The organism is Streptomyces sp. NPDC025721 (assembly GCF_055558595.1).
The window spans coordinates 64,847-77,589 of record NZ_JBVHMF010000017.1 but is presented as its reverse complement, the minus strand read 5'-3'; the positions used below and the strand labels follow the sequence as shown (position 1 = coordinate 77,589).

Here is a 12,743-nt window from a genome sequence, read left to right as displayed (position 1 = left end):
CACGCCACTAGGAGGCCCGTGATGTCCGAACTCATCGTGATCGGTTACGAGGACCCGACCGTCGCCAAAGACGCCTACACCGCCGTGCAGAATCTCCAGAACGACTACGTGGTCAATCTGACCGGTCTGGCCATCGTCTCGGTGGACGAGGAGGGCAAGACGCACGTCGACACCCCGAGCAAGATCGTCGGCGTGTCCGCCGCGTCGGGCGCGCTGTGGGGCATGGTCTTCGGCATCCTCTTCCTCGTCCCCGGCCTGGGCCTGCTCATGGGCGCCGCGATGGGCGGGCTGCTCGGCAAGCTGGGCAAGTCCGGGATCGACGACCAGTTCCGCGGCCAGGTGCAGGCGCTGCTCACGCCGGGCACGACCGCGGTCGTGATCATGGCCTCGAAGATCACCGAGGACAAGTTCGCCGACGCCATGCAGGCCTATGGCGGCACGCTGCTCAAGACCTCGCTCTCGGACGAGGACGAGGAGGAGCTGTCGGAGCACCTGGCGGGCGCCCAGCAGAAGTGACACCGCCCCGCGCGGCCCCGCCTCCGTTCAGTGCGGCGGCAGCGGGGCCGCGCGGGCTGGGTCGAGGAGCGGCGCGAGCAGGTCGCCCTCGACGCTGAGCCGCGCGGGCAGGTCGGCCAGGGTGAAGGTGAGGTCGTCCGGGGTGTGCGCGGCGGCGATCTCCGGCCAGGACAGCGGCGCGGAGACGGTCGGCGTCGGGCGGGCGCGGACGGTGTACGGGGCCGCGGTGGTCTTGTTCCCCGAATTCTGCGACCAGTCGATGAAGACCCGGCCGGAGCGCGCGGCCTTCGTCATCCGGGAGATCACCCGGTCCGGGTGCCGGGCCTCCAGTTCCTGCGCGACCCGTTTGGCGTAGGCGGTCGCCGTCGCCGGGGTCGCGTCCCGCAGCGCGGCGAGCAGGTGCAGGCCCTTGGAGCCGCTGGTCTTGGCCCAGATCTCGATGCCGTCCTCCGCCAGCCGTTCCCTGAGCAGCAGTGCCACCCGGCAGCAGTCCACGACCGTGCAGCCGTCGCCGGGGTCGAGGTCGAGGACCAGCCGGTCGGCGACGCCGGGTTCGTCGGCGCGCCACTGCGGGGTGTGCAGTTCGACGCAGGCCAGATTGGCCGCCCACATCAGCGTCGGCAGGTCGTTGACCTGGACCTGCTCCATGAATTCGCCGCTGCGCCTGACGGACTGCGAGACGGTCACCCAGTCGGGCGTACCGGCGGGCGGTCGTTTCTGGAAGAAACGCTTGCCGTCCACACCGTCCGGGGTGCGGACGAAGCTGACGGGACGGCCGCTGACGTACGGCAGCAGGCCGGTGGCGACGCTCGCGTAGTAGTGCAGCAGCTCGCCCTTGGTGGTGCCGGTCTCCGGCCAGAGCACCCGTTCGAGGTGGCTGACCTTGATCCGACGACCCTCGACTTCCGTGATCGGCATATCATAAAGGTCCCATAGCCTGACAAAAAGGACTCGCTATGCGCAGTGTCTGGTCAGGGAATCTGGCCTTCGGGCTGGTTTCCATACCCGTGAAGCTCGGTTCCGCCGTGTCCAGCCACAAGATCAGCTTCCGGCAGGTCCACCTCACCGACCAGGGCCGGGTGCGGTACCAGAAGACCTGTGAGCTGGACGAGGAGGTCCTGACCGCCGCCGACATCGGCCGCGCGTACGAGACGCCGGACGAGCTGGTCGAGATCACCGACGCCGATCTCAGGGCGCTGCCGCTGCCGACCGCGAAGACCATCGAGGTGAGCGGTTTCCTCGACGCGGCCTCCGTCGACGCGATGCAGCTCGACACCCCGTACTTCCTGGCCCCCGCCTCCCCCGCCGCGAACAAGCCGTATGTGCTGATGCGGGAGGCGCTGGCGCGCGCGGGCAAGGCCGCGGTCGGCAAATTCGCCATGCGCAACTCCGAGCATCTGGCGCTGATCCGCGCCCACGACGACGTCCTGCTGCTCCAGACCCTGCGCTGGCCCGACGAGTTGAACTCGCCCGCGGAGGCCGCCCCCAAGGGCAGTGTCAGCATCAGCGATTCGGAGCTGAAGCTCGCCGACACCCTCATCTCGGCGCTCGGCGAGGCGGATCTGACGAGCTATCACGACGAGTACGCGCAGGCCGTGGAGGCGCTGGTCACCGCGAAGCTGGAGGGTTCCGAGCTTCCGGCGGCCGAACAGGCCGGACCGGGCAAGGTGGTCGACCTGATGGCCGCGCTGCGCGCGTCGGTGGAACAGGCGAAGGGCGGGCGCGGCGAGGGCGCGGGGTCGGGCACCTCGGGTGCCTCCGGTGCGTCCGGCGCTTCCGGCGCTTCCGCTACGGACGAGGCGGCGGACGGCGACGACCGCAGCGGGCACGCCAGCGTCACCGAGCTGAAGTCGTCCCGCAGGTCCGGCGCGAAGAAGACGGCGGCCGGGAAGAAGGCGACCACCTCGAAGTCGAGCGGTACGCGATCGGGCGGCACGGGGTCGGGCGGCACGGGGTCGAGCGGTACGCGGTCGGCCGGGGCGAAGTCCGCGAGCGCCAAGTCGGCGGGGACGAAGTCGACGGCGTCGAAGACGGCCGCCGCGAAGGGCGGCACCTCGAAGGCGGGCGCGCGGAAGACCGCGGCCACGAAGAAGACCGCCGCCGCGAAGAAGACGGCCGCCTCGCGGCGGAAGGCGGGCTGATCCGCCGCCGGGACCCGAACCCGTCCCCGGTAGACCCCTGATCCGCCCGTCCGTCCGCAAGGCGCGCCCGGACCCGGCCTCCCGCGCGAGCCCGCGCGGCCCCGCGCCTCCGTACGGCCCCGCGCGCCTCCGGACGGCCTCACTCCCCTCCCCGCATGATCTTCCTCTGCGCAAGTCGCGTCATTTTCTTGCGTTACTGATCTTTGTTTTTGCGCACCATCCTGTAGATTGCCTCTGTGACGAAACGACTCTCCCAAGTGGCCAGGTTCGCGGGTGTCAGCGAGGCGACGGTCAGCCGTGTGCTGAACGGCAGCCCTGACGTGGCGCAGTCGACGCGGGACTCCGTGCTCACCGCACTGGACGTCTTCGGGTTCGAGCGGCCCGCGCGGATGCGCAGCGCGCGGGCGCCGCTGGTCGGCCTTGTCGTCCCTGACCTGCAAAATCCCATCTTCCCGGCGTTCACCGAGGCGCTGGCGGGGGCGCTGAACAAGCGGGGCCTGATCCCGGTGCTGTGCACCAGGACCGCGGACGGCGTCTCGGAGGCGCACTACATCCAGATGCTGCTGGAGCAGAACATCGAGGGGATCATCTTCGTCGGCGCGAGCTACGCGGACGCAGGCCCGGAGCACGGGCGGGACCTGCGCGAGCGCCAGGTGCCGATCGTGCTGATCAACGCGGCGGACGAGAACCGGCAGATATCCCAGGTCTCGGTGGACGACGCGGCGGCCTCCGAGCAGGCGCTGACGCATCTGACGGGGCTGGGCCACGAGCGGATCGGCCTGGTGCTCGGACCGGTGGGGCATGTCCCCTCGGCCCGCAAACTCGCAGGTTACGCGGCTTTCTGGGAGCAGCGGGGGCTGTCGCCCGCGGACTGGCGGCCCCTGGTGGCGCACGCGATGTTCTCGATGGAGGGCGGGGCGACGGCGATGCCCCGGCTGTTCGCGGAGGGGGTCACCGCGGTGGTGTGCGCGAGTGACGCGCTCGCGCTGGGCGCGATCCGGGCGGCCCGGCGGCACGGGATGAAAGTCCCGGACGATCTGTCGGTGATCGGTTTCGACGACTCGCTGTACATGGTGGCGACCGATCCGCCGCTGACCACCTCGCGCCAGCCGGTGCAGGCGATGGCCGCCGCGGCCATCGCGTCGCTCGTCACACAGATCGACGGCCACGCGGTCACCGACGAGGTGATGCTCTTCGAACCGGAGCTGATCGTGCGCGGCTCCACCCGGATGCGCAAGGTCGTGAAAAGCGGCTGACCTGCACCGTCGTCCGTAGGGCGACGGCTTTCCGACTCCGCGCGAGGGCGGGGCGCCAGGACCGGTTCACGGTCCCGGAGCCCCGCCCTCCGCGTATGCGCTCGCGCCCTCTGCCGGTCCCGCGCCGGCCCGCGTCCGGCGCCGGGCGGACGCGTACCGCCGCCCGTCCGGACACCCCGGCCGGCCCGCGTGTCGATGACACTGCGTTACGGACACAAATCCTCCGGATTACTTTCTTGCGCAGATTGATTGACATCTTGCGTGACCCGATCCTACTGTCGGCGCCAACGCCAGGCGGCCGGACGTCCTGGTAACCCCGCCGTTACGCAAGCGGACGCAAGCGCACTCGCCCCTCGGGACGGGTACGTCCGCTGCCGTTTCCCAGGAAGGTCCGATCCCCATGGACGGCTCCAGAACCCGCCCCGCCCTCGGCGTCACCGCCATCGCCATCTCGCTGGTCCTCGGCGTCACCGCATGCGGCGGCGGCTCGTCCCACTCCTCCGGGGCGGACAAGAACGGCGTGGTCACGATCAGCGTGAACGGGCTGCCTCCGGCCACCCAGACCGTCGACCGGAAGAACTTCGAGGACGACATCAAAGCCTTCGAAGCGAGCCACCCGAAGATCAGGATCGACGCCCGTGAGGGTCTGATGGACCCGAAGACCTTCGCCGCGAAGCTCGCGGGCGGGCAGTTGGAGGACGTCTACTACGTCTACTTCACCGATCCCGCGGGGCTCATCCAGCGCCACCAGGCCGCCGACATCACCGCGCAGCTCAAGGACTTCCCCGCCCTGAACGACGTGCGGCCCGAATTGCAGAGCGTCTTCAAGGACGCGGGCGGCAAGGTCTACGGCCTGCCCACCGGCAACTACTCGCTCGGACTGGTCTACAACCGGGCGCTGTTCACCAAGGCCGGGCTCGACCCGGACAAGCCGCCGACCACGTGGGACGAGGTCCGCGCCGACGCCAAGAAGATCAGCGCGCTCGGCGACGGCACCACCGGCTACGCCGAGTTCAGCAAGAACAACCAGGGCGGCTGGCACCTCACCTCGTGGATCTACTCCGAGGGCGGCGACATCGCGGTGAAGGACGGCGGCGCCTGGAAGGCCGCGTTCAACAGCGACGCGGGCCGCAAGGCGCTCCAGACGCTGCACGACATGCGCTGGACCGACCGGTCGATGGGCACCAGGCAGCTCCTGGAGATCCCCGACGTGCAGAAGATGATGGGCGCGGGCAAGCTCGGGATGTACATGGCGGGCCCGGACAACATCCCCACGATCGTCAAGCAGTTCGAGCGGAAGTACGACGACTACGGGCTGGCCGCGCTGCCCGGCACCGCGACGCTCGGCGGCGGTGACGGCTTCATGTTCAACCCGAAGGACAGCCCGGCGAAGATCAAGGCCGGTCTCACCTGGATCCAGTGGAAGTACCTCGACCCGGACCGCGAGGAGGAGATCACCAAGAAGTCGGCGGGCACCGACATACCGATCGGCCTGCCGCAGCCGAACCTGTGGAGCGGGGCCGGCCAGGCGAAGGTCGACGCGGCGCACAAGAAGTACGCGAACGTGCCGCAGAAGAACTACCAGCCGTTCGTGGACCGCAGCGGCGAGGTCGCGGTGAAGGTCGAGCCGCCGAACGCCCAGCAGATCTACACCGTGCTCGACGGTGTCATGCAGGCGGTGCTCACCAAGAAGGACGCGGACATCGACCAGCTTCTCAGCGACGCCGAGAAGAAGGTCAACACCATCCTGGCCACGGTCAAGTGACAGCCGAACCGCTGACGTCGGCCCGCGCCGCCACCGCGCGGACGCCGAAGGCGCCTGCCGGGGCGGGGCGGTCCGGCCGGTCCCGCCCCTCGCGGGACCGGCTGCGCCGGGCCGTCGTCGACAACCTGGTGGCGTATCTCTTCCTGGTCGCGGGCGTCGCCGCCTTCGCGGTGTTCTCCTGGTACCCGATCGTCCGCGGTGTGCTGCTCAGCTTCCAGCAGGTCAACTACGCGGAACCCGCGCGGTGGGTGGGCCTGGACAACTTCCACCGCCTGTTCGCCGACCCGCTGTTCGTCACCGCGTGGCGCAACACCGCGTATTTCAGCCTGCTGGCCCTGGTCTTCGGCTTCGCGGCGCCGTTCGTGACCGCGATCGTGCTCAACGAACTGCGGCACGGCAAGGCGTACTTGCGGATGACGGTCTATCTGCCGGTGATGCTGCCGCCGATCGTCACGATGCTGCTGTGGCGCTGGTTCTACGATCCGGGGCCCGGCCTGTTCAACAACGTGCTGCGGATCGCGCACCTGCCCGCGCAGTCGTGGCTGGAGTCGCAGAATCTGTCGATGATCTCGCTGGTCCTGGTCTCCACCTGGGCCAACATGGGCACCACCACGCTGATCTACCTCGCGGCGCTCGGCGGTGTGCCGGGCGAGCTGTACGAGGCCGCCGAGCTGGACGGCGCGACGGTACGGCAGCGGCTGTGGCACGTGACGATCCCTCAGATGCGGTTCATCCTGATGATCACGCTGCTGCTCCAGGTGATCGGCACCATGCAGGTGTTCATCGAGCCGTTCGTGCTGACCGGCGGCGGACCCGACGACGCGACCGTGACCGTACTGCTCCTGCTGTACCGCTACGCGTTCGTCTACAACGACTTCGGCCTGGCCAGCGCGATGAGCACGGTGCTCTTCGTGGTGCTGGGGATCTTCGCCGGGGTGTACCTGCGGCTGACCCGCAGCAAGGGCTGAGAGGGGAACGACCATGGCCGCACAGACCGCTGTCCGCACGCTGATCGCGCCGACCGAGATGAACCGCCGCACGGGGAGATTCCTCTACCGGTTCGTGCTGGGCGCGACGCTGCTCGGCTTCACCGCCGCCTTCCTCTTCCCGCTGTACTGGATGGCCTCGGGCGCGCTCAAGTCGTCGTCGGAACTGGCCCAGCCGAGGCCGACGATGGTGCCGCACTCCTGGCATCCGGAGGCGTACTCCGAAGCCTGGTCGTCGGTCGGGCTCGGCCACTACTTCCTCAACACGCTGCTGCTGGCGGCCGGGGCGTGGGCCTGTCAGCTCGTGGTCGACGTGGCCGCCGCGTACTCGCTGTCCAAGCTGCGGCCGGTGCTGGGCAATGTGGTGCTCGCCATGATGCTGGCCACGCTGATGCTGCCGGTGTCGGCGCTGCTGGTGCCGACGTATCTGACCGTCGTGGACGTGCCGTTGATCCACGTCAATCTCATCAACACGCCAATGGCCGTATGGCTGCCGGCCTGCGCCAACGCCTTCAACATCTTCATCCTCAAGCGGTTCTTCGACCAGATCCCCACCGAACTGCTGGACTCCGCCCGGATCGACGGCGCGGGCACGGTACGGATCCTCGTGTCGCTGGTGCTGCCGCTGTCCCGGCCGGTGCTCGCGGTCGTGTCGATCTTCGCGGTGGTCGGCGTCTGGAAGGACTTCCTCTGGCCGATGCTCGTGCTGCCCGATCCCGCGAAGCAGCCGATCACGGTCGCCCTGAACCGGCTGGCGGACGACATGCCCGCCAACCAGTTGCTGGCCGGAATGGTGATGGCGAGCATTCCGCTGCTCGTCCTCTTCCTCATCTTCCAGCGCAGCATCATCAACGGCCTCACCGCGGGCAGCCTCAAGGGCTGACCGGGCGCGGGCCCGCGCTCACCCCCCACGCATGGCAACCCCCGCCGCACGACGTCGTGCGGTGCTCAGGGAAGGATCACCCATGTCTCCAAGCGCCCCAACCCACCGCGCCAGAACGCTCGCGGCGGTGCTGCCCGCGGTGCTCGCGGTGCTGATCGCACTGCTGGTCTGGCAGGCGTCGCCGTCGGCGCACGCCGCGACCACGGTCGTCGAGGCGGAGTCCGCGACGCTGTCCGGCGGCGCGGTCGTCGCCACCGACCACACCGGCTATACGGGCAGCGGTTTCGTCGGCGGCTACACCGACGCCAACAAGGGCACCGCGTCCACCGCCTTCCGGGTCACCGCCACCTCGGCGGGCGCCGGAAGCGTCACCATCCGTTACGCCAACGGCACCAGCGCCACCATGACACTCAGCCTCTACGTCAACGGCGCCAAGATCCGCCAGATCAGCCTCCCCGCCACCGCCAACTGGGACACCTGGACCACCACCGACCAGGCCGTCACCTACACGGCGGGCACCAACACGATCGCGCTCACCTTCACCACCGCCGACAGCGGCAACGTGAACGTCGACAACATCACCGCGACGACGCCCAGCGGCAGCACAACACCGCCCGCCGCGACCGGTCAACTGGAGGCGGAGTCGGCGTCGTTGAGCGGCGGGGCCGTCGTCAGCAGTGACCACACCGGCTACACGGGCAGCGGATTCGTCAGCGGCTACACCGACGCCAACAAGGGCACGGCCTCGACCGGCTTCACGGTCAACTCGGCCGTCGCGGGCACCGGAAGCGTCACCATCCGCTACGCCAACGGCACCACCGCCACCATGACACTCAGCCTCTACGTCAACGGCGCCAAGATCCGCCAGATCAGCCTCCCCGCCACCGCCAACTGGGACACCTGGACCACCACCGACCAGGCCGTCACCTACACGGCGGGCACCAACACCATCGCCCTGACCTTCACCACCGCCGACAGCGGCAACGTGAACCTGGACAACGTCGTGGTGACGACGCCGACGGGCACGACGCCGCCGACCACACCTCCCACGACGCCGCCCACCACACCCCCGGCCGGTTCGCTCACGCACCAGGCGGAGGACGCGTACTTCTCGGGCGGGCCGAGCGTGGCCACGACCGCCTCGGGGTTCAGCGGCAGCGGGTATCTGACGGGCTTCGGCGCGCAGGGCGCGCGGGTGGTCTTCGCCGTCAGCGCGCCCGGCGCGGCGAGCTATCCGGTGGCGGTCGCGTACCGGACCGGGAGCGGTTCCGCCGCGTCGATCACGCTGACGGCCAACGGGCTGAAGGTGGCGCAGGTCGCGCTGCCGGGTACGGGCGGGGCGTGGTCGACGGCCACGGTCAGCGCGCCGCTGCGGGCCGGGCTCAACACGCTGACGCTGCGCACCGAATCCGGTGACTCGGGCGCGCCCGACATCGACGGCGTCGCGGTGACCGGCTCGGTCGCCAACGCCACGCGCGGCGCCACGGTGCCGTACACGTCCTACGAGGCGGAGAGCGGCACCACCAACGCGAGCACGATCGGCCCCGACCGCACCTATCTGACGGTGGCGTCCGAGGCGTCGGGACGCAAGGCGGTGGTGCTCAACAGCACCGGCCAGTATGTGCAGTTCACCCTGACCAAGCCCGCCAACGCGATGACGCTGCGCTACTCGATCCCGGACAACGCGGCGGGCACCGGCACCTCGGCGCAGCTCAGCCTCTACGCCAACGGCAGCAAGGTCCGCGATCTGGACCTGTCGTCGAAGTACGCCTGGGTGTACGGCGGTTACCCGTACAACAACGACCCCTCGCAGGGCTCGGCGCACCACTTCTTCGACGAGTCACGGTTCAAGATCGGGGACTTCCCGGCCGGGACGGTGCTCAAGCTCCAGAAGGACGCGGGCAGCACCGCCGCCTCGTACACCCTGGACCTGATGGAGACCGAGCAGGTCGCCGCGGACCAGGCCATGCCCGCGACCGGCTTCGTCTCCGCGACGACGCTCGGCGTCACCCCGAACGACGGGAGCGACGACACCTCGGCGCTCAACAACGCGGTGGCGACGGCCACGTCGCAGGGCAAGGGCCTGTGGCTGCCCGCGGGCACGTACAACATCTCCGGGCACGTCAATCTGACCGGGGTCGCGCTGCGCGGCGCGGGCGAGTGGGCCACCGTGCTCCAGGGCCTCAACGGCAAGGGCGGGCTCTTCGGGCAGGGCGGCACCAACACCGTCCAGGACCTGACGATCTCCGGTGACGTGTCGTACCGCGACGACGCGAATTTCGACGCCGCGATCGAGGGCGACTTCGGCAACGGCTCGACCATCCAGGACGTGTGGATCGAGCACACCAAGGTCGGCCTGTGGATCGACGCGCCGACCAACGGCCTGTACGTGGGCGGCCTGCGAATCCGCGACACCGCCGCCGACGGCGTCAATCTGCACAAGGGCACCGCGAACACCGAGGTGTGGAACACCAGCGTTCGCAACACTGGGGACGACGGTCTCGCGATGTACTCCGAGGCGAGCGCGGTCACCAACTGCGCCTTCCGCTTCGACACCGTGCAGATGCCGCTGCTGGCGAACGCCGCCGCGATCTACGGCGGCAACGGCAACCGGATCGTGGACAGCGTCGTCGCCGACACGGTGACCGGGGCCTCCGGCATCGCGGTCAGCACCCGCAACTTCAATCCCGCGCCGGTCCCGTTCAGCGGCACCACCACCGTCGCGCGCAACACCCTGCTGCGCACCGGCGGCTACGAGCCGAACTGGCAGAGCAAGCTCGGCGCGCTGTGGATCTACGCCGACGGCTCCGACATCACGGCGCCCGTCGTGGTCAAGGACCTCGACATCACCGACAGCACCTACAGCGCGGTCCTGATCTCGTATCAGAAGACCGTCACCGGGCTGACGTTGAACAACGTCAAGATCCAGACGGCCGGTGCGTACGGCCTGGAGATCGACTCGAAGGGCTCCGGCACCTTCGGCGGCGTCACGGTCAGTGGCGCGGCCTCCGGCGGGCTCAGCACCACCGGGACCTTCACCATCAACCGGGGCTCCGGCAACACCGGCTGGTAACGCCCCCGCACACCCCGGTCCGCCCCGCACCCCTGACGGGGCGGACCGGCCCCCGCGCATGCCCTGCGGCCCTCCGGGCCCTGGCTCTCCACGACCGTCAAGGAGACTCCCGTGACACTGCCCGCCTCCCCCACCGCACCCGCCTGGTGGCGGCCCGCCGCGATCTACCAGATCTATCTGCGCAGCTTCGCCGACGGCAACGGTGACGGCATGGGAGACCTCGCCGGGGTCCGCGAGCGCCTCCCCTACCTGCGGGATCTCGGGGTCGACGCGCTCTGGTTCAACCCCTGGTACGTCTCCCCGATGGCCGACGGCGGCTACGACGTCGCCGACTACCGTGACATCGACCCGATGTTCGGGACGCTCGCCGAGGCGGAGCGGCTCATCGTCGAGGCGCACGAGCAGGACCTGCGGGTCATCGTGGATCTGGTGCCCAACCACGCGTCCGACCAGCACCCCTGGTTCCGGGCCGCGTTGGCGGCGGGTCCGGACGCGGCCGAGCGGGAGCGTTTCTGGTTCCTGCCGGGCCGGGGCGCGGACGGCGAACTCCCGCCCAACGACTGGCAGTCGTACTTCGGCGGCGCCGCCTGGACCCGGATCACCGAGGCGGACGGCACGCCGGGCCCCTGGTACCTGCACATGTTCGCGCCCGAGCAGCCCGATCTGAACTGGGAACACCCGCAGGTGCGGGCGGAGTTCGAGAGCATCCTGCGGTTCTGGCTGGAGCGCGGCGTGGACGGCTTCCGGATCGACGTGGCGCACGGCCTGGCCAAGAAGCCGGGGCTGCCCGACGTCGGCCGGGACCCGGACGTCACCGACCTTCCCTACCAGGACTGCGACGCGGTGCACGAGATCTACCGCGACTGGCGGAAGATCGCGGACGGCTACGCGCGCAGCCCCCGGCCCGGCGGGGCGCCCGGCGAGCGGGTGTTCGTCGGCGAGGTGTGGCTGCCCACGCCCGAGCAGTTCGCCCGCTATCTGCGCCCCGACGAGCTGCACTCCGCCTTCAACTTCGAGTTCCTGTGCTGCGCTTGGGACGCGGCCGGGCTGCGCGAGGTCGTCGACGCCACGCTCGCCTCGCACCGGCTGGTGGGCGCGCCGCCCACCTGGGTGCTGTCCAACCACGACACGATCCGGCACGTGACGCGGTACGGCCGTGAGGACACGTCCTTCGACATGGGCGACAAGCGGCTCGGCTCGCCGAGCGACACCGTCCTCGGACGCCGCAGGGCCCGCGCCGCGGCGCTGCTCACGCTGGCCCTGCCGGGCGGTGTGTACGTCTACCAGGGCGACGAGCTGGGCCTCGCCGAGGTCGAAGACATACCCGACCACCTGATCCAGGACCCGACGTATGCCCGCTCCGGGGGCCGCGACCGCGGCCGGGACGGCTGCCGGGTGCCGCTGCCGTGGTCGGCGGAGCCGGGCTCGCTGGGCTTCTCGCCGGACGGCGCGAGCGCCGGTCCGTGGCTGCCGCAGCCCGCCGAATGGTCGGGGCGGTCCGTCGCGGCCCAGCAGGGCGATCCGCACTCCGTGCTCGCCCTGTACCGGGCCGGTCTCGCGCTGCGCGGGGAGTACCTCCGGTGGCTGCCGGAGACGCTGGAGTGGGTGGACGCGGGTCCCGGCACGGTGGCCTTCCGCCGGGACGGCGGCTTCCAGTGCCTGGTCAACCTGTCCGCCGAGCCGGTCGCGCTCCCCGCCGGGCTCCGGGTGCTGCTGGCCAGCGGCCCGCTGGAGGACGGCCTGCTGCCCTCCGACACCTGCGTCTGGCTGACCGCCGAATGACCGGCGTGCCCGCGCGCTGATCCCACGAGCCCCGGTCCGTCCCCGCTGATCGCGTAGAAGACCGCGTCCCCCTCCGGTCCCGCGGAAGACCCCCTCCCCGCCGATCCCCGTGTCCCGTCCCGGCCGACCGCCGGGGGGACGCGGGGATCCGTGCGTGGCGGTCGGCGGATCGCGCGTCCCACCTGGCGGAATTCACAACGCGTTCATTGACGTGGCACGCGCCACCTGGCTGACTTACGCCCAGGCCGGACCGCTGTCCGGCCCGGACTCACGACGCGAGGCCCCTACGGGCCGGCACAAGGGGAGGTGACCAGGGTGTACGCAGCTACGAGGACGGCCGC

General features: G+C 70.2%; 9 protein-coding genes. 8 read left to right on the top strand and 1 reads right to left on the bottom strand.

What is annotated here, in order from left to right:
• Positions 1-21: 21 nt before the first annotated feature.
• Positions 22-516 (top strand): DUF1269 domain-containing protein, encoded by a 495-nt coding sequence (locus ACZ4EF_RS23160; protein ID WP_355335575.1) that lies wholly within the window; start codon positions 22-24, stop codon positions 514-516.
• A 27-nt stretch (positions 517-543) separates the two neighbouring features.
• Here the strand turns inward: ACZ4EF_RS23160 and ligD are convergent, their stop codons facing one another.
• On the bottom strand, positions 544-1,434 hold the full coding sequence (ligD, locus tag ACZ4EF_RS23155) for a non-homologous end-joining DNA ligase (protein ID WP_355335577.1): 891 nt from the start codon (positions 1,432-1,434) through the stop codon (positions 544-546).
• A gap of 38 nt (positions 1,435-1,472) precedes the next feature.
• Here ligD and ku point away from each other — a divergent pair, with 38 nt between their 5' ends.
• The 7 genes from ku (at position 1,473) to ACZ4EF_RS23120 (ending at position 12,402) form a co-directional block, all read left to right on the top strand.
• The gene (ku, locus tag ACZ4EF_RS23150) at positions 1,473-2,657 is read left to right on the top strand and encodes a non-homologous end joining protein Ku (protein ID WP_467506297.1); all 1,185 of its coding nucleotides are present in this window, start codon (positions 1,473-1,475) and stop codon (positions 2,655-2,657) included.
• 236 nt (positions 2,658-2,893) lie between these two features.
• Positions 2,894-3,913, top strand: coding sequence for a LacI family DNA-binding transcriptional regulator (locus ACZ4EF_RS23145; RefSeq protein WP_355335582.1), 1,020 nt, complete (start codon positions 2,894-2,896; stop codon positions 3,911-3,913).
• Between the two features lie 400 nt (positions 3,914-4,313).
• The gene (locus ACZ4EF_RS23140; RefSeq protein WP_467506296.1) at positions 4,314-5,678 is read left to right on the top strand and encodes an extracellular solute-binding protein; all 1,365 of its coding nucleotides are present in this window, start codon (positions 4,314-4,316) and stop codon (positions 5,676-5,678) included.
• Entirely contained in the window at positions 5,675-6,646 is a 972-nt protein-coding gene (locus tag ACZ4EF_RS23135) for a carbohydrate ABC transporter permease (RefSeq protein ID WP_391051199.1), read from the top strand. Before ACZ4EF_RS23140 ends, ACZ4EF_RS23135 begins: the two co-directional genes overlap by 4 nt.
• A gap of 13 nt (positions 6,647-6,659) precedes the next feature.
• On the top strand, positions 6,660-7,547 hold the full coding sequence (locus ACZ4EF_RS23130; RefSeq protein ID WP_355335587.1) for a carbohydrate ABC transporter permease: 888 nt from the start codon (positions 6,660-6,662) through the stop codon (positions 7,545-7,547).
• An 82-nt stretch (positions 7,548-7,629) separates the two neighbouring features.
• A complete protein-coding gene (locus ACZ4EF_RS23125; protein WP_467506295.1) occupies positions 7,630-10,620 on the top strand; it encodes a carbohydrate-binding protein in 2,991 nt (996 codons plus the stop codon).
• A 111-nt stretch (positions 10,621-10,731) separates the two neighbouring features.
• Positions 10,732-12,402 carry a glycoside hydrolase family 13 protein gene (locus tag ACZ4EF_RS23120; RefSeq protein ID WP_467506294.1) on the top strand — a complete coding sequence of 557 codons (1,671 nt, stop codon included), beginning with the start codon at positions 10,732-10,734 and terminating at the stop codon, positions 12,400-12,402.
• Positions 12,403-12,743 lie beyond the last annotated feature (341 nt).